Origin of the sequence: Anaerosolibacter sp. (assembly GCF_029240175.1) — a bacterium.
In the GTDB taxonomy this organism is placed as follows: domain Bacteria; phylum Bacillota; class Clostridia; order Peptostreptococcales; family Thermotaleaceae; genus Anaerosolibacter.
The window spans coordinates 150,088-176,095 of sequence record NZ_JARBTM010000008.1 but is presented as its reverse complement, the minus strand read 5'-3'; the positions used below and the strand labels follow the sequence as shown (position 1 = coordinate 176,095).

Here is a 26,008-nt window from a genome sequence, read left to right as displayed (position 1 = left end):
CGAAATCAGAGATTTCGGTTCTCTGCTTATACCACTAAACTACATCCGCATGTTAATGTAACCATAGATTTGATACCTGTACGGTTAGTAGATTTACTCGTAACTAAGCGATTCACTCGAAATCAGAGATTTCGGTTCTCTGCTTATACCACTAAACTACATCCGCAAAAATAAAGGTTGAGGTTGAGTTTAAGGTTAAGCAACTTGGGTCTTCCTTTGAGGTTTTCCTCAGCCTTAACCTTAACCTGATTCTTCACTAAACTGGTGACCCATCCGCGGCTCGAACGCGGGACACCTTGATTAAAAGTCAAGTGCTCTACCTACTGAGCTAATGGGTCGTAATGGCTGGGGTAGCTGGACTCGAACCAACGAATGCCAGAGTCAAAGTCTGGTGCCTTACCGGCTTGGCTATACCCCAACAAATTGAAAGTGGGGTGGCTGATGGGATTCGAACCCACGCGTGCAGGAGCCACAATCCTGTGTCTTAACCGCTTGACTACAGCCACCGTAAAATGGTGAGCGCACAGGGATTCGAACCCCGGACACACGGCTTAGAAGGCCGTTGCTCTATCCAACTGAGCTATGCACCCGTAATAAATGGAGCGGACGAAGGGAATCGAACCCTCACGATCAGCTTGGAAGGCTGAAGTTCTACCACTAAACTACATCCGCATGTTAATGTAACCATAGATTTGATACCTGTACGGTTAGTAGATTTACTCATGACTAAGCGATTCACTCGAAATCTAAGATTTCGGTTCTCTGCTTATACCACTAAACTACATCCGCATGATGGTCGGGGTGGCAGGATTTGAACCCGCGGCCCTCTGGTCCCAAACCAGATGCGCTACCAAACTGCGCTACACCCCGAACTGACAAAGAATAGTATACTTCATATTTGGCCTTTCGTCAAAATTCATAACATCGATTTAACAGTGACTAGGGCTATCTAATCTCATTTTTCTTTATATATGTCGTTTTTTCGATTCATATCTATGTTATTTATCCTGTTTCCAGGTTTTACTATCCTATTATATACCATTCCAGCAGTCCTTATACAATACCAGCCTTTTTTCCGTAGATTTCATCCCTACAACTCCATAATATAACTGCGGATTTCCTGATCTTGGATCTCTACAACCCCATAGGAAGGCTTAGACCCACCCCTGGGCAGACATAGACTACCAGGATTAAGAATCATCACATTGCCAAAGGTTATACTAATGGGAATATGGGTATGACCATAAAGAGCTAAGTCACAACCTAATTCAAGGGCTCGATAATACAACCGATTCAAATCACTTTTCACACCATACTGATGCCCATGAATCATTAATATTCTATGTCCCTTTTCCTCGTACACCATTTCATCTTCCCCGGCAACATAACTATCGCAATTTCCTCGGACACCGATCAATGGAATGCCAATTTTTTCTTTCAGCTTTATGCCGTCATCATAATGATCCCCAAGGTGGATGATTAAATCTAAATCAGCCCTCTCCTTGATCACTGTTTCGGCTGCTTCTATGTCTCCATGGGTGTCGCTGATTACCCCTATCCTCACCCTAGATTCCTCCCAGTGCCCTTACAAATTCCCGCTTTAGTTTTTCTAAAGCCTTTGCTCTGTGGCTAATTTTGTTTTTAACCTCCGGACCTAATTCTGAAAAGGTTTTGTTGTACTGGGGTACGATGAAAAGAGGATCATAGCCAAACCCATGCTCACCCTTTTCTTCAAAGCCAATGATTCCTTCACATTCCCCTCTGACAACAATCTCTTTTCCATCGGGGAAAGCAACAGAAATCACAGAGACAAACCGAGCTGTTCTTTGTTCATAAGGAATATTTTCCAACATTTTCAATAGTTTCATATTATTTTTCTGGTCTGTAGCACCTTCTCCAGAAAACCTGGCTGAGTACACCCCGGGTTGATTCTCCAAGATATCTACCTCTAAGCCTGAATCATCTGCTATTGCGATTCTTCCTGTTTGCGTCATAACCTCTTTTGCTTTTTTCATTGAGTTTTCTTCGAAGGTTTCACCATCCTCAACGACCTCTACATGGGATAGTCCTACTTCATCCATCGATTGAATTATCAAAGGTAAATCCCTCAGGATCGCTTGGATCTCTTCAAGCTTATGTTTATTCTTAGATGCGATGACCATGTTCAACATTTGTGCTTCCCCCTATTTCTTCCTTCGTACCTATCAGACTTGCAATTTCACCCAAGGCTTGTTTCTGTATTTGAATGAGGGCTTCATTTCCTTTTTCACCCAACGCCAGAAGTGCCATTAGATCCTGACGACTAAAGGGTGCTTCTTCCCCAGTACCCTGGACTTCAATAAACTCCTTCATATCCGTCATCACAATGTTCATGTCTACCTTGGCATTGGAATCCTCTTCATAGCATAAATCTAACACAGGAATTTCATCAACAACCCCTACACTTACAGCTGCCACATAATTTCTAAGAGGCAGCTGTTGGATTGTTTTTTCCTCGTAGAGCTTATACAACGCCTTTGCTAGAGCTACAAAAGCCCCGGTAATAGACGCAGTTCTTGTCCCCCCATCGGCTTGGATAACATCACAATCTATCCAAATGGTTTTTTCTCCTAATGTCTCCAAGTCGACAACTGCACGTAATGCTCTTCCAATCAGCCGCTGGATTTCTTGGGTTCTGCCCTCAACCTTTCCTCTGCTAGACTCTCTAGGCTTTCTTGTTTGGGTGGACCTAGGCAGCATAGAATATTCTGCAGTTACCCAACCACTCCCTTTTCCTTTTAAAAACGGCGGAACCCTGTCTTCTATAGATGCTGTACAGATTACCTTGGTATTTCCCATTTCAATCAGTACAGATCCCTCTGCATATGCTAAATAATCCTTTGTAATTTTTACTGGCCGCAACTCATCAACTTTTCTTCCATCAAAGCGGTTCATATATATCGTCCTCTCTTTTGTACTTCCTAGGGAAGCAATTTTCATATACCATATTGTACCATACATATATCTAACTTCAAAATATTCTATATGATATAATCGATGCACTATCTTCCTTCTTCTTGTCCTATATCTTTGATTATTCTACCCTGTTTTGTCAGTATTCATGTAGAAATCCCAGTGATGACTCACTGGGATTTGATTTTAGTGTTGATTTGCAAAGGTAGGTACGGCCACGGGTTCTTCATCCTTAGCAGTGCCAATTTCTACCTCCTTGCCATTGGCAAGGATCTTTACTGCAGCCACGTCACGATATTGCTCCTTCAATGTAAGGGCTATGGATTTCAACACATGGTCTGCTGTTTCTTCACTATCTTTGATTTTTAAAATCTCTTCATTAAAGTTGACATAGGCGATCGCATTGTTCACATCTACACTGATTACCTTTGTTCCCTTAGGTATCTGGGTGTATAATCCCAATCCTTCAGGAGGCCCTTCAACCAATGCATCTAAAGCATCTATGACATTTACCCCTAGTTCATCATTCTTGGTAATGGCCTTGGTTACAGGTACAAAATATGTTTCCAGTCCATTGGTTGTTCCTTCATAATATACAACGACCTTATCTTTACTTGGCTCAACGCCAACATAGTTGATGTTATCCCGGGTAATCGGCTTGCTGACCTCCGTACCAAAAGGAAGCTTTTTCTGCACCTTGCCATCAATCAAAAACTGAACACGATCTATTGTCACAAACTCAGTCAATGTATAGACGACGGCCCTTACAAGAGATTCTTCTTCGTCTTTGCTGGCATAATTTAAAATGTCCGTAGAAAAATCTACCTTACATAATCCATTCTCAATATTCATCCCATGAATCTGAGTATTTGCTGGAATCACAGGTATCAATCCGATACTTTCCATATCTTGTCGATTGATTGGGTTATCCACCAAAGATGCCAATGTAGACTTTGCTATTCCTTCTGTCCAAGGAATTTTTCTCATGACAGGAATCAAGAAGCCTTTATCATCCTTATAGTACAAAACTGTATCTCGAAGCTGTACATCCCCTTGATCATCTGAGACGTTTTCAATGATCGTAGAAGCAGCCTGTTCATCGTCACCAAATAAGTTTTTAACCATGCGAATAGGGTTTGCACACCCGGCAAGGCTTATCATCATGCATAGTATTAAAAATAATGCAATAACCCGATTGCGTTTCATTGATTAACCCCCTAACTAATCTTCTTTAATAGAATTATATTAGTCAAGGGGTCATACTATGTCTAAAACAATAAATTTCCTTATTTTCTTTTCATACGCTGCATGTAGCCGCCACGAATATCCTTGGTATCCATAACTGTGATGAACGCTTCTTTGTCAAACTCTCCCATGATTTGAAAGAGCTTATTAAGCATCGTTCGCTTTAAAGCAATATGAAGGATTTGTTTCACCCCGTTTTTCCCATATCCTTGAATGACTGTAACACCAAATCCTTCACCCCGCAAAATCTCCACCAGTTGGCTCTCATCCTCTTTTGTGATTACCTGTACAGTGGCATCCCCAAGGGCCATTTTCTGTTCAATAAATATTCCTACAATCTGTCCTGAGCCAAAGCCTAAAGAATAGGCAATGAGGTTCCCTAGGTTATCCAGTTGTCCCATGATTTTCGTTAATACAGTAATATATATAAACACCTCTATACATCCCAGTGCTGCTGCTTGAAACTTTTTTCCTCTTACCATGAGCAACGTCCTAACCACGGAAATGGAAACATCTACAATCCTCGCTGAAAAAATCAGTAAATAGCCTAATATGAACGTCATTCTTTTTTTCCCTCCTTTTTTTACACAATACTATTTTAACATATCTACCCAAAAGTTGTAGGCATTATGAAGAAATCGTAAAGATTAGTATAAAATATCGAAAAAAGATGCGATTGTTGATCGCATCTTTTTTAATTATTTCAGCACTACCTCATCAAAATATCTTGTAATACCATTGAAGAGGGCATTGGCAATTCTCTGGCGATACTCCTCTGATCCAATCAATGATTCTTCCCATTCATTGGACAAGAATCCCAATTCTGTCAATACAGCAGGCATTTTTGTTTCTCGAATGACTACTAGATTTGGTCTTTCAACGATTTTTCTATCTGCAGCACCTAGTTCCTTTAAGCTTTCCTCCAGCATAATTTTTGCTAAAGTTTTGCTGTCTCGACTAGGATCAGGATTATACAGCATTTGTACCCCAGTCACATTAGGATCTGGGTGCCAGTTGAAATGATTACTCACGAAGAGATCAGCGCTCAAGTTATTCGCCATCCCTGCCCTTTCATAGAGACCGATATATGTATCGTCTGTTCTTGTCATAAATGTCATAAATCCTGCATCTTGAAGCAATCTTTCCAGTCTCTTAGAAACATCCAATGCAAGTTCTTTTTCTTTGAGTCCTAGTTTCACACCCGCTGCACCTGGATCCTTACCACCATGTCCTGGGTCCAATACAATAATCTTATTATTATATTTCGAATTGCTTAGGTTATAGTTCTCAAAGCCAATGATGATCTCATTTGATCTTTCTCCCTGATCTTGTACTGTATAACCCGTTCCTTGAGCTAATCTCAGCTTCACCTCATAATAACGGCTATCTGATTGACTGTCAATTTTTATGGATTCTACGATCTTATCAGAAATATTTAGATCTGTGTTATCCCAATCGGCTCTGCTTTTTTCTATACGTATATTTAACGCCTGATTGCTTTCATTGTAACTGATACTCGCTTCCCCTTGATTCAGAAGACTCATCTTTAACAACGATTTGCTGAAGGTTTCCTTTCGATAATCAAAGCCTTCCAGGGGCCTACCGCCTACATAAATCAGAATGTCTTTGTACTCATCCTCAATCAGCACATCATCAATACTTTGTCCTGGCTCTAAATCCAGTACCACCCGTACAATCTTGTCTTCTGCACTATAGTTTTGATCGGGCGTAAACACAGCGGTTCTTACCCTGGATACACTCCCCCTTGAGACAGGAATTTCAGTCTTAGAGGCTTTCAACTGGGCATTCAATACATCGATGACCACCCTGTTGCCTAAATCCATGACATTGTACTGGGGCGTGTCTTCTGTCCGAATCACTACCGCATCCAAACTATTGCGCTTTTCCACAACTATATCTTTCACCGTATTTAATGGATTAAATACGTCTATTATTAACTCATTGGCTGTCCCATCAAATCTAACATTAAAACCCTTCTTTTTATCCAGATCAACAACCAACCGCACAATATTTCGAGGTGCAGGTTCGAAAATAGATGCTCTAACAGCCGTTATGCCATTATCTCCAATGGACTTCCGCACAAGGCCATTACTCTCTACTGTAATCGTAGGATCTTGAACATTCAATATGGAGCTAGGTATGTCCACTACGATCCGATCTTGTCCACCAATTTTGCTGCCTTCCAGATACATTGAAGTATAGTTGACTTTTCCAGAAGTCTTGAAACGAATCTGAGAATTATTACTTCCTTTTTTTTCGTATGTAATCCCTGTAATCGATTGTTTTTCTAAGTCTACAGCAGCCGTTCTTGTTTCAGCAATCCAATTCACGCCCATTCCCAGCTGCTCTGAAACAAATCTCAAAGGAACCATGGTTCTGAAGTTCCCCTGATACCCTAAAAGCTTTGCTGGAACATTATCAGGAAGTGTTGTTTTGATGCCATTTACATAAGCCGTAGCACTATCAATTTTTAATACGATGGTTTTGTCACCAGTGGTGATGGTCGCCTCATATTTGTCTTGGTTCCACTGAATCTTCGCGCCTAGATTTTCCACTACGAAGGCAATGGGGACCAGTGTACGGTTTTTATAAAGCATCGTGGGTACATCTGTCAGTACATCTTCTCCGCCCATGAGCAGATTGGCTACATACACAGCTTGCTTTTTGTTGGTTGGTCCGTCTACAACTTCGATGGTGTCACTTTCAAATTTAGCACCAAAAGCTGTCGTCTGCATACCAATCAACATCGTGATTACCAGCAAAAACGATAACAGTTTTTTCATCTTTCGTCCCCCTATTTTATTTGCATGCCTCCTTTGTCGAAATGAACTTCGACATTCCGTTGATACACATTCGACATATATCTTTCGACGTAATCTGTATGTAGAAACCCCTTATTCTCCTTCGACAAAATCCTCGTCCTAATTCTATTTATATCACTTGTGTAAAACTTATGTCAACTTAGTTTGTCCTTTTGTAACGGAGATGTAATATGTGATGTATTGGATATATTTTTTCTCAAAGCATCGTGATTTGCAATAGGAATCCAGATGGATTTTTGTACAAAAAAAGAAGAGTCTATCTACTCTTCTTTTGGCGGGCGATTCGTGAATCGCCCCTACAACCTCAACCTCAACCTCAACCTCAACCTCAACCTCAACCTTAACCTTAACCTACACTACCTTATACAACTCATCGCTTTCCGGCGGCGAAATTTCTACCTTTTCTTCTCCATCTATTAAATATCTGCCTTCATTTGTAATTCTCCCTATAACAGTTCCTTGAATACCTTTCTCTTCCAGAGCCCTCAGCAGCTCACATCCCTTTTCCTCTGGTATGGTCATCAACATGCAGCCGCTGGAAATCAGCCTTAATGGATCTAGATGATAATACCCGCATATTTTTTCAGTTTCTACGGCTATAGGCACATGCTTTAAGTGAATTTCTATTCCTACGCCTGCTGCCTCGCATAATTCCCAGGCAGCCCCAAGCAATCCACCCTCGGTAATATCATGCATGCTGCTGGTCCCCAACGCGCCTCCTATAATCCCTTCAGGGACTACGCTGATCATATTCATCATGTACTTTGCACGTTCCACCATATCCGCCCCCATATATCCAGTCAACACCCCTGTGTTTTCATGGGCAATAATGGCTGTTCCCTCTAATCCGGCAGTTTTGGTCATCAAAACCAAATCCCCCACCTGAGCACCGCAAGTAGCAACAACTCTATTTTTTATTTGCCTGCCTATGGCTGTGGCTGATACAATGATCCGATTTACTGCTGAGGTAATTTCTGTGTGCCCTCCGATTATTTCTACATTTAGCTTTTTAGATTCTTCTCCGGCCTGTCTCATCACTTCTTCGATTTCATCAGCCGTAGTTCCCTCTGGGGCCATGATGGTTAACATTAAGCCCAAAGGCTCAACACCGTTGGATGCCACATCATTGCATGAAATGTGTACAGCCAACCTGCCTACTTCACTGGCTGTTCCTGTGATTGGATCTGTAGACAACACACAGGCATAATCACCAAAATCAACAACAGCGCAATCTTCACCTACGCCAGGTCGAACCAACACTTCTTCCCTTTGACAAGTTATATGTCGAAATACAATTTTTCGCAGCAAATCTGTATCTAATTTTCCTACCTTCATTATGCTTCTCACCTTTCCCTTGATGTTTCCTAGGTACATTATACCCTAAACTTTGGAACCTTTATAGATTTTAGTAAGTTTTCTGTTTTACATGCATATCTATAGTATAAAGTGAAACTTGATTCAGATGGAGTACTTGTGCATGATGGGTAAAAACTTCATCTGGATCATTGTTGAACCTATCCAGGGGCTGTACAACTCTCATTTCCCACTTATGGAAGTGGGAATCATAGAGTTGTTAGCCATCGGATAAATGAATTTTATTTAAGGTGGTGAAAAAATGATTTTTCAATCGGTTTTAGGTGGTTTTGATACGCCCACTATGGAAAGTATAGAAAAGCAATCTCTACTTTATTCCTTTACAAACGTTTTTTCTTTGGCCCTGTTGTCAGATATGGGCATCAGTGCAAACTTTTCTCAAGAAATCTATGATAAGCTTCATAAACTGCTGGCTACAGAAACTCTGGATTCTGAAGATGCGAATCATCATTCTTTAGAATTGGACTATACCCTTTTTCCGTTAAGAGCTGTATATAGCCGAAGTAATTTAGATTTCGCAGATATCCTTGGCACCCGTAATGAAGGAAAAAAAGATCTTCGTTGGAACAAGGAGCACTTCAAAAAGAATGTTTCACCTTTAACGCAAGCCCTTCTCATAAATAGCGAGCTTCAATTGTCTAAGTATTTATACTATCACAGCCTATCAGATGCTACGAACCCTCCAAGCAGCCACGAAAAATTCATTGGTATGCTCTTCCTTCATGGGGCCATGGAGCAAGGAGAGTTCTGCTATCAGTACTTACGGAACGGTCATGGTCTCTTTATAGAAAAAAAGGATAAATCGAAATATCAAGATCACATTCTTCTTAAGGTAAAGGACCATCCCATTCGCTGGTTAGATCAAATTTATATGCTGCATGCTTATGCTGGACTTTATGAGTTGTTGAATAACCATGAACACTATCCCAACTACCATGATCCAGAGCAAGCTGCCAATTTTAAGGAGTTAGCTTCACAAATCCTTCACGTATTGCTTCATCAACAAGATGTCCTATACGAACTTAAAACAAAAGATCTTACTTTAGCCATTCCTCTGCTTGTTGAAACAGCACACCATCTACAGCAGCAGGAAGAACTTGAACCTATGGTCACGAAACTCTGTGCTGAGCTGTGTGCTAGGGAAGTTATCAGTGGAAAATTATCTAGGGATCGTCAAGGTATTAAGATCAGTTCGTTAGCAACCCACGGTCGAAGCATCACAGCCCTCATCGAAGGCTATAAATTTACCCAATATGATTTCTTCCATGGTGAGGCCAAAAAAATATATCATTATCTCAATTCCAGATGGAATGGAGAAATCAATCTTTTTGGTCACAGCAAACGGAAAAAATTTAAGTATTCAGCCATAGATATAGCCTCCATGATCAATGGCCTTCACAGTCTTTTATCTGTAGAAGATCAACCGAGCAATATCGCCTTACTACAAAAACAACTTTGTTCCTTTTTTCATTCATCCATCAACATTTCAGGTATTCAGGTTAGTTCTCCCTTGGTTTCAGAGATTTCAAATATGCGAAGTATAGGAAATCTTGATCCCCTATCGCTAGATCTTCTAGTATATGAAAATAACAGCTGTGTTTTTACAAGAGAATTTAAGATTTATCCTAAAAAAGATAGAGTTTATCTCCAAAGGGATTCCTTTGAGCCACAACAAGCCCTTTATGCAGCGCTGACCCTGTATAATCTTTATTCAAAAAATCATTAACAGTGTAGCCTGCTTCTTAAATCAATAGGCAAAACTGCTAAAGGACGTCCATATGGGCGTCCTTTAGCAGTTACAGAATCTTCTTCTCCATTCTTCCACTTCCAACATCTGATGGTCCGATAGAATATACTTGATTTCTATATCCTTTGGATCAATGGCATGCTGAATCAAAACTTCAGCGTCATATCCTTTCTTCCGGTCATAACGCCGCTCTTGGTTTTCAAGAAAACTTAGAGAAGTATCCCAATAGGCTACCAGTAAACTTCTACCTTCTGTTGCTAAGTAATTTCTGCACTGATGAAATCCTTCTATTTCCTGGAGTATAAAAGGCTCATAGATTGCATTCGCACAGTTTTCATTGGCAATCCAGCATTTGTTGGGATCAATTCGAATGGACAATATGGCTGTATGGGAATGAAATTTGTGCGCCTCTGGATAATTAAGACTAGCAAAAATCGCTTTTTTCCGTATAACCCATGACGGAATATTTTCTGTTCTGTGATCATCAATGATTTTATGAAAATCATAATATTTTGTGTGATACGTTACCTTATCATCATATTGAATCCCTTGGCTTAATACATTCTTTAAATCATTTAGGCTGACGATATGATATATTACACCCGTTTTCTCATATTCTGGAAAAATCATCGAATCACCATCCTCAATAACTGTTAATCATCAAGATTTCATTTTTTGTAAAAAACAACTTATTTTCCTTTATTTTAGATTGTGAAAGTCATCTCTATTCTATACCTCTTTCACGCTTACTTGTTTTTAGTATCATATCGCCCATGTACTTCCAATCAAATTATTTTGCCTGCTTATACAGTTTTTACATATTATGAATTCATCAAAAGTACAAATACTAGATACAGGGAGGCGATCAGATGATGAATATTAATTGTGCTCTCAATTGTTTTTTTCAAGAAGACGGCAAATGCGCACTAACCCATATCATATCTGCATCATCATCTCCACATCCAGAGTGTATTTATTACCGTTCCCAGAAAAAAGGCTTAATAGATACCTCTAATACAGTTGCCCATGACGTAAAAATGTAACGTTATGGATGGTTTTAACGGAATTTATACTTAAAAAAGAATGAATCCTGATCACCGATCAGGATTCATTCTTTTTGGATTATATTAGATCAAGAACATGGCTACAATCGTTGTCACAACCAAACCCACGACAACGGGAATAAAGTTTCTTCTCGCCAAATCCATGGGTAAAACCCTACATATGGCTGCAGCTGGTATCAACCCCCATGGTACAATTGTACCTCCGCCTACCCATATGGCACCAATTTGGCCTAATGCAGCCAAAACAGGAATACTGCCATTAATGGCCGTACCAAATACACGAGCCAATGAACCCGCCAAAGACATACCTGAGAACCCAGAGCCATCTAATCCGGTTATAGCACCTACCACCATTTGAATAGATGCAGCTATCGGACGATTCATAGGTACAATAGAAGCTAAGGCACTACCCATGTCAGACAAAATGCCTTGAGAACCCGCCGGCAATACGCTCTCTCCAAGTACTGCCTGTATAGGAGATACTTCTCCCATATAGAAGAAAGCAGCAATTGGAATAACAGGCCCAAATATCTCCATTCCAAACATAAAACCATCTCGGACATATTTTGTAATCTTATCTAATGCTTCTCCCTTATATTCTACAACGCAAATCAAGATCATAATCAATACTGCTGTACCACCTACCAGGGATGTTGCATCTCCCCCTCGAAGCTGAAATGCAAACATAGCAACGATATCTAATAAAAATGCCAGTGGCACCACAATTGCAGCAAATCTGGCAATTCCTCTGGTTTCCTGATCTTCCTCTGCAATCATTTCATCAATTACTGGTTTTTCAAGTTTTCCGCTCTTTAGATCACGGCGAAGCATCATATACGCTGTAACAATGGTGACGATACCCATTACAAAGAATAATGGTATTCCTTTTATCATCACCGACTCTACAGGCACACCCGCTGAGGTGGCTGTAATGGTCGGTGCCCCTTGAATGACAAAGTCTGTTGATAGGGCCAAACCATGACCAAACAAGTTGATTGCCATGGCAACACCGAGGGCTGGCAACCCTACCCGCAGTGCTACAGGAAGCAGAACAGCACCGACCAAGGCAGTAGCTGGAGAAGGCCAGAAAAACCACGATACGAGAAGCATCACGATACCAGTAAACCAAAATGCCATATCCGGCCCCTTAATAAACTTTCTAAATGGCGTTACCATGAGACGATTTGCACCGATTTCCTCCAGTAGTTTTGACATGGCAACAATACAGGAAATGACAATAATAATACCTAATAGCTCCGACCCTGCCACAAATAATGAATCAAATACTGCCCTCGTACCACCGAGCAATGTCTTGGTTGCAGCAAGTCCTAGTAAAAAAACACCTAGGATACATGGGATAATGGTATCCTTTCTCATGATCATCACACCAAGGATAACCAGTACCATCACCACATATATCCAATGAAGCAAAGTTAATTCAACCATACCATAACCTCCTTTATTATGACTTATATTTATCCTATTCAACAAAGAAGGTGTTGGTTACACACGAAAAAAAGATGATACCTAGGGGTATCATCTTTTTTAAGTAGAATGATTACTTCTCTACAGCTGTTACGTTACCAAAGTACATATGTCCAAGTAGGGTTCTTTCCCAACCTTTAACATATTCTTGGATTAACATTTGATCTGTATAGTAGTAGATTGGCGCTACGATCATTTCTTCCATCATCATATCTTGTGCTTGATATAACAATTTAAATCTTTCTTGGCCAGTTGCCATCTTAGAAGCTTCGATTAACTTGTCATATTCTGCATTCTTCCACTGAGAATCGTTGTTACCAGAATATGAAGTCCAAAGGTCGAGCATAGTCATTGGGTCAGCATAGTCTCCTAACCAACCAGCTCTTGCTACTTGGAAGTTACCATTATGTCTTGTATCTTGGAATACAGCCCACTCTTGGTTCGTAAGCTTCACGTTGATGCCAAGATTTTGCTTCCACATTTCTTGTATTGCTTCAGCGATATTCTTGTTACCTTCGTTCGTGTTGTAAATTATTTCGATTTCTGGGAAGCCAGCGCCATCTGGGTATCCAGCTTCAGCCAATAACTTCTTCGCTTCTTCTACACTTGCAGCCTTTGGATCAATACCATAATCTCCAGCTACTGCAAAGAACTCTTTACCGTCAGCATCTTTTAATGCCGGAGGTGTAAATCCTGTAGCAGGAATCTGTCCACCCTTTGTTACCTTCTCAACGATTGCTGTTCTATCGATTGCTAAAGTAAGGGCTTTTCTTACTAGCTTATTATCTGTAGGCGCCTTTGTTACGTTAAAGATGTAGTAGTAAGTTCCGATTTGTGGGAAGTTGTAGAATGTTGGATCTTCAGCTTGAAGTCTTGGAATTTCTTGTGCTGGCATATTGTCAATGATATCCATTTCGCCAGACTCATAAGCTGTTAACATCGTAGATTCTTCAACGATCATCGCCATATTAATTTGGTCAAGCTTAACATTTTCAGCATTCCAGTATTCTGGGTTCTTTACAAGAACGATCTTGTCGCCCATCGCATACTCAGATAGTTTGAAAGGACCATTTCCAACTGCTGTTTCTGGGTTTTTCGCCCAACCTTCTGGATCCTTTTCAACCATATCTTTTCTAACTGGCATATAAGTATAGAATGAAGTTAACTCTAGGAAGTAAGCAGTAGGTGCTTCTAATGTTACTTCTAAAGTCTTGTCATCGATTACTTTAATACCGATATCATCTACACTGCCTGTTCCTTCAAAAGCAGCCTGACCGCCTTTGAGGTAGTATAATTGGAAAGCATACTCAGAAGCTGTTGCTGGATCTAGCGCTCTCTTCCAAGCATATTCGAAATCTTGCGCTTTTACTGGCTGACCATCAGACCATTTTGCATCTCTTAAGTGGAAAGTGTACACTGTTCCATCTTCAGAAACATCAACTTTTTCAGCCATAGCATTCTCTAATTTTCCGCCAATCTCTCTCATCATACCTTCGAAAGTTTGGTTGATTACGTTACCGCCGTCATGGGCACTGTTTAATTGTGGATCAATTGTTTTAGGGTCTGCACCTAGGTTGAAGTTTAATACGATTGGTTCTGCTTTTTCTTCTGCTGGTGCTTCTCCTGCCGGAGCTTTAGGTCCACAACCAACAAGGCCAGCTGTAAGAACTAGCGCCAGCATTAATACTAATGCTATACTTTTCTTGAACAAAAAAATCCCCTCCCAGTTTCATAATGTTTTTTTCATCATCTATTTCATTGTTACAATGAAATCTTGGTCTTTACCTCCAGATCACCTCCTTCGGTATGCTTACTACATGTTTATTGCAAACTTCTTAAAAAAATGTACAACTTTTCGTTACTATCCTGTAATCATATTGAATAATCTGAATTATTTGCTTAAAAAAAATTCCCATACTACCTATATCTCAATAATATTCGACAAAGAAAATGGAATCCCTGCCAGAATTTTTTTTTATATAAAAATTTTTTTGGTACTTTTTCTTAAGAAAATTATATTCGACGTTTGTTCATTTAATCCTTCTCTTCATAAAAAAATTTGGATGGGGTGATGGGTAAAATCACCCCATGTATTTTGTTAAAGCAAATGACACGCCGACATATGTCCTCCGCCGACATCCTTCATGATAGGCTCAGCTTCAGCACATTTTGGCATAGCATATTTACATCTTGTTCTAAATCTGCAGCCTGATGGTGGATTCAGTGGGCTCGGTACATCCCCTTCTAGGATGATTCTTTGCTGAGATCTGGATACCTCAGGATCTGGAATTGGTATAGAGGACAACAACGCCTGGGTGTATGGATGTGTTGGGTTGTTATATAACTCCTCACTGTCCGCAATCTCCACCAATTTACCTAAATACATAACCCCTACCCGATCAGAAATATGTCTAACCATGGACAAGTCATGGGCAATGAACAAATAGGTTAATCCCAGTTCAGCTTGCAAATCCTCCAGCATATTTACCACTTGGGCCTGAATGGAAACATCCAGGGCTGAAATCGGCTCATCACAGATAATAAACTCAGGTCTTACGGCCAAGGATCTGGCAATACCAATTCTTTGTCTTTGTCCACCACTGAATTCATGGGGATATCTCACAGCATGGTCTGGATTTAGTCCAACCCTATGAAGGAGCTCATGGATGATTTCCAGTCTCTCTTTCCCGGTAGCCAGATTATGAATATCAATAGCTTCTCCAATGATATCTCCTACAGTCATACGGCTATTTAAAGATGCATAGGGATCTTGGAAAATCATTTGCATTTTCTTTCTAAAAGGATGCAGCTCATTTTCTTTCATATGGCCAATTTCTGCACCGCCAAAGATTACTTCTCCTGCTGTTGGATTATATAGTCTTATGATGGTTCTACCCGTAGTAGATTTACCACAGCCCGACTCTCCTACAAGTCCTAAAGTTTCACCTTTTCGAATGAAAAAGCTCACATCATCTACAGCCTGAACGTATTGGGTCTCCCCGCCCAAAAATCCTTTCCGAATGGGGAAGTATTTTTTAAGGTTTTTTACCTCTATTAGAATTTCATTATTCTTTTTGCTCACTACGCTCTCCCCCTTTGCACACCAGTATCTACTTCTAACCGAGGAGCATTTTCGTCTTGAAGCCAACATAAGCTTCTATGGTTTTCATCAACCTGATAATACTCTGGCAGCTGCTCCATACAAATTTTCATGGCATAGGGACATCTAGCTGCAAACGGACATCCTTTTGGCGGCTTTAATAGGTCAGGAGGAGACCCTTCGATTGGTACCAGTCTCTTCTTCTCATTGAGGTCTAATCTCGGAATAGATTTTAATAGCCCCCATGTATATGGATGCTTCGGATTATAGAAAATATCATCGGTAGAACCTTCCTCCATAATCAAGCCGCCATACATAACAACAATTCTGCTGCATACATCTGCCACAACCCCAAGGTCATGGGTAATTAGAATAATGGATGTGTTGATTTTATCCTTTAGATCCTTCATAAGTTCAAGGATCTGCGCTTGTATCGTTACGTCTAACGCTGTAGTCGGCTCATCAGCAATGAGCAGACTTGGTTCGCAAGAGAGAGCCATGGCGATCATTGCTCTTTGTCTCATTCCGCCGCTGAACTCATGGGGATAGTTATCTACCCTTTTCTCTGGAGAAGGAATACCCACCAATTTTAACATTTCGATGGCTTTCTCTCTAGCCTCGTGTTTGTTTAATCCTTGGTGTCTGCGGATGGCTTCCATGATCTGATCTCCAATGGTATACACAGGATTTAATGATGTCATTGGATCCTGAAATATCATGGCGATTTCATTTCCTCGAATAGACTGCATTTCTTTGTCCGATTTTTTTGTTAAATCTTGTCCTTTAAAATGGATTTCTCCATCTATCACTCTTCCCGGGTATTGCAGTAATCCCATGACCGAAAGAGATGTAACACTCTTCCCGCTGCCGGATTCTCCTACGATACCAATCGCTTCACCTTTATCTAAATTAAAACTCACCCCTCTTATGGCCTTGATCTCCCCAACATGGGTAAAGAAGGAAGTCCTAAGTCCTTTCACTTCTAATATTTTTTCATTTTTCATGTATCGTCACCCCTCTTCTACTTACGCATACGTGGGTCAAGAGCGTCTCTTAATCCATCGCCTAGGAAGTTAAATGCTAACATCGTGATACAAATCGCGATCGCAGGTGCGAATAGCTGGTATGGATAAGATCTTAATCCACCCAACGCATCAGATGCCAGTGAACCCCAAGAAGCCATTGGTGCTGAAACACCCAAACCGATGAAGCTCAAGAAGGATTCTGTAAAGATCGCTCCAGGAATCATCATGGTCGCGGTTACGATGATAGGTCCCATGGCATTGGGGATTAAGTGTCTGACCAAAATCCTCCAAGTGCTTGCTCCCAACGTTCTTGCCGCCAGCACATATTCCTGTTCCTTTAAGCTTAGTACTTGACCCCTTACAACTCGAGCCATGGTAACCCAGAAAATCGATCCCAGGGTAATGATGATACTCTTTAATCCAGAGCCAATGACCACCATCAAAATAATGGCATATAACGTCACCGGTATTGTAAAAATAATATCCACTAAACGCATCATAATATTATCTACTCTTCCACCGACGTAGCCTGAAATTCCTCCATAAAGTACTCCGATGAAAAAGTTAGCCACCGTTGCAATAACTGCAACCAATAAAGATATTCTCGCACCATATAAAACCCTTATATACATATCTCTTCCGAAGTTATCTGTCCCGAACCAATGGTCTGCACTAGGACTTTCATTGGCCCTAAGCAGATTTTGATCTGAATAGGTAATGTCTGATAACCATGGACCTGCAATTGCAATCGCAAATATTGCTATGATTGTAATAAGGCCCAGCATCGCCAATTTATCTTTCTTCAATCTTCTCCAAGCATCCTGCCAGTAGGTCATGCTTGGCCTTACAATTTTTTCACTGTTCCGCTCTTCGATGGAAACCGGCTGCCACATATCAGCCATTGCTTTGTTTATTTCAGCCATTTCATAACCTCCTTTTATTCTCCGACTTTGATTCTTGGATCAATTAAACCATATAACAAGTCAACAACCAGCACCATAATTACAAGGAATAATGCATAAAATACTGTCATTCCCATCAACACCGTATAGTCACGGTTACCAACACTCTCTACGAAATATTTTCCCATACCTGGGATCGCAAAAATTCTTTCCACTACGAAGGAACCTGTTAGAATACCAGCAATCAATGGTCCTACGTACGTAACAACTGGAATAAGTGCATTTTTAAGGGCATGCTTTCCAATCACCACAAATTCTGAAAGTCCCTTTGCTCTTGCTGTACGAATGTAATCTTGCTGGAGCACCTCTAACATACTGGATCTTGTTAATCTAGCTACGAATGCTAGAGAATATCCGCTTAAAGCAATAACAGGCATAATATAATGTTTCCAGGATTTCAAGCCAAAGGATGGCAATACATTCAGCTTTGCACTAAAGACAAAGATCAGAATTGTTGCCAAAACAAATCCCGGAATGGTAATTCCCAAGGTAGCGAGAACCCGTATGGTCTGGTCCTGCCACTTCCCATTCTTAAGTGCCGAGATAATACCTGCCGGTACCCCTAACAAAAGAATAAGGAATACTGACATCCCCCCCATTTTACCTGAAACAGGGAATCCAGCTTTGATCATATCTGTTACTTTTACACCAACCTTTTGGAATGATGGGCCTAAATCACCCTTCATAATACCACCTAAATAATCTGTATACTGGTTCCATAACGGTTGGTCTAAATTATATTTTGCCTCCAATGCCTTAATAACTGCAGGTGGCAATGCTTTTTCCCTGGTAAAAGGACCACCTGGAATTGCATGCATCAAGAAAAAAGTTAAAGTAATTACTAACCATAGGGTCACAAACATGGATACTACCCTATTCAAAAGAAATCTACCCACACACCTCACTCCTTTCATAAATTAAAAGATAATTCCTGATAAAGCTCAATACCCTGTGATCCGCACCTCCATTCAATATTTTTTCCTGTGACTTATATAAAATTTAAAAATTAAAACACAACGTCTCTTTTGTGAATCAAAAGAATATGATTGACCTCGGTCAATCGGAGTCAATCATAATTTTCATTCTCCAAAACAATAAAGAACTTATACGCTTTGCAACTAATCCTTCATTTGTCTGACTATTCTTTTGGTTTTTCAGTAATCTTTCTAGGTTTATAATAGCTGAATTTTCCTAACTATTCAATATATATGCCGTAACAGTAAATTTAAATAATTGTAACATTTGCGTCCCATCTTGTATTTGCAATGATTTCAAGTTTTAGTTTCTTACAGTATTGCTATAATGCTGTAAAGTTCTTAGAAGAAGGACATTTGCAGGGTTTTGTTCTCTACCTTACGTTTATCTTATTTTTCACTCACTTCGGACACCCTGATATCTTTCGTATTTTCCTCAAAGTCTCTAAGTAAAAGTAAAAGCATTTCATCTTTTATATGATGAAATGCTTTTACTTTTATCAATATTTCTATATCATACTTTGAAACTCATCCTCATTTATCACTTTTACACCTAGCTCCACAGCTTTGTCCAGCTTAGATCCAGCCTCTGCACCAGCCAATACATAACTGGTCTTTTTGCTCACACTACCTGAAACCCTGCCACCAAGCCGCTCAATAATCTCCTTCGCTTCATTTCGTGTGTATTTCTCTAGGGTGCCAGTCAACACAAAGGTAAAACCTTCAAATCTTTTCTCTACCTGTTCATCGTTGGTTGCTTGGTTCTCCATATTTACGCCGGCAGCCCTTAGCTTTCCTATAACATTTAGGTTTGTCTCTTCTTTTAAGAAGGCCACTAGACTTTCAGCCATCTTATCACCGATCTCTGGGATAGATGTGATCTCTTCATAACTTGCTTGAACCATCCGGTCCATAGACCCAAAAGCATCGGCCAACAATCCCGCCGCCCTTTCACCAACCAACTTGATGCCCAAACCAAAAATCACCCGGTCCAAATCATTGTTTTTTGATTTTTCAATGGCATCAATCAAATTTTGGGCAGACTTTTCGCCCATACGTTCCAAAGGAATCAGATCCTCTTTTTTCAAATAGTATAGGTCCGCCACATCATGGATCAGCTTATGCTCCATGAGCAAGGCTACAATGGACTCCCCTAAGCCCTCTATATTCATGGCATTCCTTGAAACAAAATGAATAATTCCTCTACGCAATTGATCTGGGCAGGCGGAATTCATACATCGAGTAACAGCCTCACCTTCAAGTCGCGTCGTTTGGTGCCCACAGGTTGGACAGTTCTTTGGCATGATGAATTCTTGTTCTTCCCCTGTTCTTTCATCAAAAATCACGTTTACCACCTCAGGTATGACATCCCCCGCTTTTTGTATCCAAACATGATCTCCGATTCGTATATCTTTTTGACGGATAAAATCCTCATTATGAAGGGTGGCTCTGCCAATCACAGAACCGGCGACCCTTACAGGTTCTAAAATAGCCGTAGGGGTCAGCGCACCCGTTCTCCCAACTTGGATGATAATATCTTGTACAATGGTTCGCTGTTGTTCCGCAGGAAATTTATAGGCGATAGCCCATCTTGGACTCTTAGATCTCGTTCCAAGTTGCTCCCTCAATTGAAGATCATTGACTTTAATCACCAAGCCATCGATGTCAAAAGGTAGTTCATTTCTCTTCTGGGCCCACTTCTCACATTGTTCAATAACACCTTCTATCTCCTGGCAAATCTCATAAATAGAAGTTTTAAAGCCCAACGATTTCAGATAATCCAACCCCTCTGTATGGGTATGAAATCCCCGATCTCCTATGGTCTGTATATTAAAAACAAATATATCTAGAGGTCTTTGGGCTGTAATCTTGGAATCCAACTGCCTAAGGGAGCCCGCAGCCGCATTTCGAGGGTTAGCGAATAATGTTTCTCCTTTTTCCTCTTGTTTTTGATTTAATTCTGCAAATTTTTCCCGGGAAATATAAACTTCGCCACGAACCTCCAAATCTTCTTCTTCCTTTAGTCTCAGCGGAATAGATTTTATGGTGCGCAGATTTTGAGTGATATCCTCCCCCACATAGCCGTCACCACGGGTGGCACCTTGAACAAACCTGCCATCTTCATATCTTAAAGCCACTGATAATCCGTCTATTTTCAGTTCGACAACATATTCCACCCTTTCGCCTATGGCCTTACGGATTCTTTTGTCAAATTCTCGCAAGTCCCCTGGATCATAGGAGTTATCTAAGCTTAACATAGGTACCACATGGGTTACTTGACCGAATGCTGAGAGAGGCACGCCCCCTACCCGCTGACTCGGCGAATCCGATGTAATCCATTCTGGAAACTGGGTTTCCAAGTCAACAAGCTCCTTCATAAGCAAATCGTAAGCATAATCATCAATCTCAGGTGCATCCAATACATAGTATTGATAATTATGATGATTAATCTTCTCCCGTAGTTTATTTATTTTCTCCAATGCTTCTTTTTGATCCACTGGTGTACCTCCTTTATTCAGGTGACAGTCTGGGCTGCCCGTTGCTGGCTACTAGCCACTGGCAAAACCAAAAAAATCTTTTACCAATGACATCTATCACATTAACTCCTAATCCTCGCCAATCTAATGGCTACTTAAATTATGCTTTTCATAGATTTTAATTTTAGCCTTTTCCGAGCAGCGAGTAGCGAGTGGCTAGCAGCGTCTTTTCACCTCTAGCCTGCTAACTTGCTAACCGCTAGCTCATAAGCTTTATCGGTGCATAGCCTAACGCCAGCTTCTTAATCCCTGCGCTGTCGAAGGCAATGGTTAGCTCTGCTTTTTCGCCGCTTCCTTTTATGGTAATTACAGTTCCGATACCGAATTTATCATGTTTTATCTTACTTCCTGGTTTGATTTCCCCACTATTTTCTTGGTTTATAGGCTTGGGCTGCTCACTAAGACTTACTCCCCTATAAATACCGGGTGCTGGTGCCATGGCATCCCGTTCTTTTCTCTGGATTTCCTTTCGATCCATGGCGATAAGGTCATCGGCAATCTCTTGAATAAATCGGGACATGGAGTTATAGTTCGTACGGCCATACAAGGTTCTAATCATCGCATGACTGATAAAGAGGCGTTCCTCTGCCCTTGTTATCCCTACATAACAGAGTCTTCTTTCCTCTTCCAGCTCCCGATCATCATTAACGGCTCTAGAGATGGGGAAAATCCCTTCCTCCATCCCTACAAGAAATACAATTGGAAACTCTAATCCTTTTGCACTATGGAGAGTCATAAGCACCACTGCATTTTCATCATCGGCCATATTGTCGATATCAGATACCAAAGAAATATTACCTAAGAATTCTTCTAAGGTGTTCACTTCACTGGTTTTTTCAAAGTCCATGGCAACAGATACAAATTCCTGTAGGTTTTCTATTCTTGATCGTGCTTCTAGACTGTCATCTTTTTGTAGTTCATCAATATACCCTGAATCCTCCAGTACACCGGTAATCAATTGTGTCACAGCCATTTCATCCTTTAAGTGATGATATTTTTGTATGATATCGGCAAAATTATCAATACCAGCTTGTACCCTTTTTGAAAAGCCTTCTACGGCATCAGGCTCTAGCAAGACACTAAACAGACTTTCCCCTGCTCTACCTCCGTATTCCTCAAGCTTCTCTATGGTACGATCTCCAATTCCCCGTTTAGGCACATTGATGACCCGCTTCACACTGATGTCATCTACAGGATTCTGGATGAGCCTCAAATAGGCAATGATATCTTTGATTTCTCTTCTCGCATAGAACTTTAATCCTCCAAAAATTCGATAGGGGATATTGGCCCGCATTAGCATTTCCTCTATGACACGGGATTGGGCGTTGGTTCTATATAGAATGGCGAATTCCGAATAATTTCTCCCATCCTCTTCGATCATTGCCCGAATCTTGCTCGCCACAAACTGGGCCTCATCATGCTCGTTCATAGCACGATAGTAGTCAATGACATCACCAGTATTATTGTCTGTCCATAACACCTTATTCTTTCTGCCCATGTTGTTACGGATTACGCAGTTAGCAGCGTCCAGGATTTTTTGGGTAGAACGATAATTCTGCTCCAACTTAATGACCATGGCGTCTGGAAAGTCATCCTCAAAGTTTAAAATATTGCGGATGTCCGCCCCTCTCCAACTATAAATTGACTGATCATCATCCCCTACCACACAAAGATTTTGATGCTTTTGGGCCAATAAATTGACCAATTTATACTGTGCTTGGTTGGTATCCTGATACTCATCTACCATGATATATTTAAACTTATTTTGATAATAACCTAAGATATCCGTATTATTCATAAATACTTCCACTGTCTTGAAGATAAGATCGTCAAAGTCCAGTGCATTATTCTTTTTCAGCTTCTTCTGATACAGTTCATAGATCTTTCCAACGGTAGCCATTTGAAAATCTCCTATGTATTCCTGCATAAAGCGCTTAGGCGTCATCAAACGATCCTTGGCATCTCCTATTTTCCCTTGCACCATGGAAACAGGGAATGTATCGTCATTGATGTTTAATTCCTTTAAGCAGTCCTTGATCAATGTCTGCTGATCCGATGCATCATAAATAACAAAATCCCTTGTGTACCCAATCTTATCGATATCTCTTCTTAAAATTTTTACACAAGCCGAGTGAAAGGTACTCACCCATATATCTGTCGCTCTTCCAAGAAGAGCCTCTACTCTGTTCTTCATTTCCTTGGCTGCTTTATTGGTAAAGGTAATGGCCAGAATATTCCCAGGATATACCCCTAAATCTTCTACCAAGTGGGCAATACGATGGGTCAACACCCTTGTCTTCCCAGATCCTGCGCCTGCCAGGATCAAGAGGGGTCCCTCTGTTTTCTCCACAGCTGCCCGCTGCATTGTATTTAAAGATGATAAATCCATTTGACTGCTCCTTTCAAATTCTGAGTATGTCCATTCTATGGCAAACCCTGGATTTGTTTTTTAAGTTTTTCACTACTCTTATCTTATAAAAATTCAAGGAAAGATGCAAATGTTTGTTCGATGGATACAATGATTCTTTCCCCTGTATTATTATCTAAAAATCCTAGGGTTATAGCAAGTAGAATCTAAATTGAATGAAGAAGATGGGCACGTTAGTGCCCATCTTCTTCATTCAATAAATCATAACCACTAAGGCAATAGCCAAAATCACTGCAAAAGAAAGAACTGAAAACATCAAGGTATTCATATTTCTACCGACTCTCTGCACCACATCGGATAGACTATAAATTTCTTCACCGATATCATGGACTACTTCCTGAACATAGGATTTTGTCTTCACGGAAAGCTCTGCTGTTTCTTTTACCAGCTGAATGTCTTCTATTGGTCCAAGGGGTTTTCTTCCAATACCTGCCTCCAGCTTCTTTTTCAATTGCTGAAAACGGTCTGGGCGTATTTCTATGTGCTGTAAAGCAATCATCCATCCACTTGTGGCCTTCACCAAACGAATCATGCCTTGATCGATAAAATGAAACATCTCGGAAATCAATTCAAACAGATAAACACCCAAGGGTATATATACATGATTTTCTAGGTTAAACCAGTTTAATGCAGGATTCACATACAGATTTTCTCCGTTTGCATCTTTTCTTCTAAGGACAGTTCTCACAAAGCCCAGGTAAATAATCACGCCCAACAACATGGTAAATCCTGTAGCCTTCAAATTACCCATCGTATAAAAATGAGCTTCCAAATGACCGTGATAACCAAATGATTCTACTGCTCCCTCTAACATGTGGAGCACAGTAAACGGCCTGACACCAATCCATATGATTACAACACTGATAATGAGGGCCGGAATGATCGCTCCAGCACGAACATGGCTTTTATACTGTCCACTGTACGCCTCATTCTTTTCTATAAACACAGCCACAAATATTTTCAATAGATATGCCAAAGAGAAGGCACTGCTAAGGGTAAAAACGATCTCTGCAATCGTAAATCCTATACCCGAATATTGATGATGTGCCTCTGCCAAAGCTTCATGGAGCAACGTCTTACTAATAAATCCGTTAAAACCTGGCATTCCAGCCACAGCCAATACACCCACAAGAAATATAATCTTCAGTAATGTCTTGTTTCTTCCAAACCCTTTGATTTCATTGATACTAAGTTCATGGAGTATCATATAGATGATTCCTGCACCCATGAACAGAAGTACTTTAAACAAGGCATGATTAAGCACATGGTACAGGGCCCCATAGATGGCGACAGCCTTATGTTCTGTAAGGATACCCATCAAGCCAACACCTACAAGAATATAACCCGCATGGCTCATGCTGCTGTAAGCAAGAATCCTTTTGATGTTTCTTTGGAACATCGCCAAGAAACTGCCCAAAAGCATATTCGTCAGCCCGCCGACCAGGAGGATCATAGAAAACACCTGATCATCTTTCATAATATAACCCGATAGAATCATGATCCCAAAGATTCCCGTTTTAATGAGTATCCCCGATAAAACTGCACTGGCAGGAGCAGGCGCTGCAGGATGAGCCTTCGGCATCCACACGTGGAGGGGCACCATACTGGCTTTGATACCAAATCCAATCAGCAGCAACGTACTTATTAAATACTTAAGCCCACCCATTTCGGCCATCTTCAATGGATACTCACTGATATTTAATGTACCCGTATAATCGAACAAAAGAAATATCCCCAACAACAGAATCAGACCGCCGCCGATGGCCATTCCAATATAGATTTGTCCAGCATCGTGGGCATACTGGTCTTCATCATGGATCACCAGGGCATAGGAAGTGAAGGACATAATCTCAAAAAACGTAAACAGATTCAAAATATTTTCCGATAGGAACACACCAATGGTACTGCCTAAAGTTAACATAAAAAATGCATAGTATCGATTTCGATTCTTATATTTAATCAGATATTGGGTAGAGTATATGGTCGTTAGAAACCAAACAAAACAGGTAATCCAAACAAATATATACCTGAACATATCCAGCTTTAGGTATAGTCCTGTAACCATAATATCTGGAATAAACACTTCGATGGTTCCATGGCGCACCGCCTTGTATAGATAGGTAACCAGTAGAAAGACAAGGCCTGTCATGGTGATATTAAACAAATCCCTATATTTTTCCCTACTCTTCCATCCTAGGACATAGCCTATGATAGAACCAATCATAGGAAGAAGCAGTATGGTCATTAAAATTATTTTATTCACCTTTACCCA

At 40.5% G+C, this 26,008-nt stretch carries 19 protein-coding genes and 6 tRNA genes; 2 read left to right on the top strand and 23 right to left on the bottom strand.

The features are described 5' to 3' along the window. Positions 1–262: 262 nt before the first annotated feature. From K0R93_RS08095 to K0R93_RS08035, 13 genes are all read right to left on the bottom strand, one after another. A tRNA-Lys gene (locus K0R93_RS08095) sits at positions 263–338 on the bottom strand. 4 nt (positions 339–342) lie between these two features. Continuing rightward, a tRNA-Gln gene (locus K0R93_RS08090) sits at positions 343–418 on the bottom strand. A 12-nt stretch (positions 419–430) separates the two neighbouring features. Further along, positions 431–506, bottom strand: a tRNA-His gene (locus tag K0R93_RS08085). Positions 507–513: 7 nt separating this feature from the next. Then, positions 514–590: transfer RNA gene (locus K0R93_RS08080), tRNA-Arg, on the bottom strand. A gap of 8 nt (positions 591–598) precedes the next feature. Continuing rightward, positions 599–672 (bottom strand) — tRNA-Gly (locus K0R93_RS08075). A 121-nt stretch (positions 673–793) separates the two neighbouring features. Next, a tRNA-Pro gene (locus tag K0R93_RS08070) sits at positions 794–870 on the bottom strand. Positions 871–1,090: 220 nt separating this feature from the next. Then, positions 1,091–1,564 (bottom strand): metallophosphoesterase family protein, encoded by a 474-nt coding sequence (locus tag K0R93_RS08065; RefSeq protein WP_300299790.1) that lies wholly within the window; start codon positions 1,562–1,564, stop codon positions 1,091–1,093. Between the two features lies 1 nt (position 1,565). Then, a complete protein-coding gene (locus K0R93_RS08060) occupies positions 1,566–2,171 on the bottom strand; it encodes an XTP/dITP diphosphatase (RefSeq protein ID WP_300299788.1) in 606 nt (201 codons plus the stop codon). After that, positions 2,146–2,934, bottom strand: coding sequence for a ribonuclease PH (gene rph / locus K0R93_RS08055; protein WP_300299786.1), 789 nt, complete (start codon positions 2,932–2,934; stop codon positions 2,146–2,148). Before rph ends, K0R93_RS08060 begins: the two co-directional genes overlap by 26 nt. Before the next feature lie 204 nt (positions 2,935–3,138). Next, positions 3,139–4,158, bottom strand: coding sequence for a GerMN domain-containing protein (locus K0R93_RS08050; RefSeq protein ID WP_300299784.1), 1,020 nt, complete (start codon positions 4,156–4,158; stop codon positions 3,139–3,141). Between the two features lie 80 nt (positions 4,159–4,238). Continuing rightward, a complete protein-coding gene (locus K0R93_RS08045; RefSeq protein WP_300299782.1) occupies positions 4,239–4,760 on the bottom strand; it encodes a DUF2179 domain-containing protein in 522 nt (173 codons plus the stop codon). Positions 4,761–4,895: 135 nt separating this feature from the next. Continuing rightward, a complete protein-coding gene (locus K0R93_RS08040) occupies positions 4,896–7,001 on the bottom strand; it encodes an N-acetylmuramoyl-L-alanine amidase (protein ID WP_300299780.1) in 2,106 nt (701 codons plus the stop codon). 390 nt (positions 7,002–7,391) lie between these two features. Next, the gene (locus K0R93_RS08035; protein WP_300299778.1) at positions 7,392–8,375 is read right to left on the bottom strand and encodes an AIR synthase family protein; all 984 of its coding nucleotides are present in this window, start codon (positions 8,373–8,375) and stop codon (positions 7,392–7,394) included. Positions 8,376–8,655: 280 nt separating this feature from the next. Between K0R93_RS08035 and K0R93_RS08030 the strand changes: the two genes are divergently transcribed. Further along, positions 8,656–10,140, top strand: coding sequence for a hypothetical protein (locus tag K0R93_RS08030; protein WP_300299776.1), 1,485 nt, complete (start codon positions 8,656–8,658; stop codon positions 10,138–10,140). Positions 10,141–10,203: 63 nt separating this feature from the next. Here the strand turns inward: K0R93_RS08030 and K0R93_RS08025 are convergent, their stop codons facing one another. Then, the gene (locus tag K0R93_RS08025; RefSeq protein WP_300299774.1) at positions 10,204–10,791 is read right to left on the bottom strand and encodes a hypothetical protein; all 588 of its coding nucleotides are present in this window, start codon (positions 10,789–10,791) and stop codon (positions 10,204–10,206) included. Positions 10,792–11,033: 242 nt separating this feature from the next. Here K0R93_RS08025 and K0R93_RS08020 point away from each other — a divergent pair, with 242 nt between their 5' ends. After that, positions 11,034–11,204 carry a hydroxymyristoyl-ACP dehydratase gene (locus K0R93_RS08020; RefSeq protein WP_300299772.1) on the top strand — a complete coding sequence of 57 codons (171 nt, stop codon included), beginning with the start codon at positions 11,034–11,036 and terminating at the stop codon, positions 11,202–11,204. Between the two features lie 84 nt (positions 11,205–11,288). On the opposite strand, the gene K0R93_RS08015 is transcribed toward K0R93_RS08020, so the two are convergent. From K0R93_RS08015 to K0R93_RS07975, 9 genes are all read right to left on the bottom strand, one after another. Then, positions 11,289–12,671, bottom strand: coding sequence for a hypothetical protein (locus tag K0R93_RS08015; RefSeq protein ID WP_300299770.1), 1,383 nt, complete (start codon positions 12,669–12,671; stop codon positions 11,289–11,291). 112 nt (positions 12,672–12,783) lie between these two features. Beyond that, complete coding sequence (locus tag K0R93_RS08010) at positions 12,784–14,421, bottom strand: peptide ABC transporter substrate-binding protein (RefSeq protein WP_300299768.1); 1,638 nt, start codon at positions 14,419–14,421, stop codon at positions 12,784–12,786. Positions 14,422–14,808: 387 nt separating this feature from the next. Next, a complete protein-coding gene (locus K0R93_RS08005) occupies positions 14,809–15,792 on the bottom strand; it encodes an ABC transporter ATP-binding protein (RefSeq protein ID WP_300299766.1) in 984 nt (327 codons plus the stop codon). Next, positions 15,792–16,814, bottom strand: coding sequence for an ABC transporter ATP-binding protein (locus K0R93_RS08000; protein WP_300299764.1), 1,023 nt, complete (start codon positions 16,812–16,814; stop codon positions 15,792–15,794). Before K0R93_RS08000 ends, K0R93_RS08005 begins: the two co-directional genes overlap by 1 nt. Before the next feature lie 17 nt (positions 16,815–16,831). Further along, positions 16,832–17,758, bottom strand: coding sequence for an ABC transporter permease (locus K0R93_RS07995; protein ID WP_300299762.1), 927 nt, complete (start codon positions 17,756–17,758; stop codon positions 16,832–16,834). Positions 17,759–17,772: 14 nt separating this feature from the next. Next, positions 17,773–18,693 carry an ABC transporter permease gene (locus tag K0R93_RS07990; RefSeq protein WP_300299760.1) on the bottom strand — a complete coding sequence of 307 codons (921 nt, stop codon included), beginning with the start codon at positions 18,691–18,693 and terminating at the stop codon, positions 17,773–17,775. A gap of 587 nt (positions 18,694–19,280) precedes the next feature. Beyond that, entirely contained in the window at positions 19,281–21,269 is a 1,989-nt protein-coding gene (gene ligA / locus K0R93_RS07985) for an NAD-dependent DNA ligase LigA (RefSeq protein WP_300299758.1), read from the bottom strand. Positions 21,270–21,507: 238 nt separating this feature from the next. Then, the gene (pcrA, locus tag K0R93_RS07980) at positions 21,508–23,697 is read right to left on the bottom strand and encodes a DNA helicase PcrA (RefSeq protein ID WP_300299756.1); all 2,190 of its coding nucleotides are present in this window, start codon (positions 23,695–23,697) and stop codon (positions 21,508–21,510) included. Positions 23,698–23,929: 232 nt separating this feature from the next. After that, complete coding sequence (locus K0R93_RS07975; protein ID WP_300299754.1) at positions 23,930–25,999, bottom strand: complex I subunit 5 family protein; 2,070 nt, start codon at positions 25,997–25,999, stop codon at positions 23,930–23,932. Between the last annotated feature and the right edge of the window lie 9 nt (positions 26,000–26,008).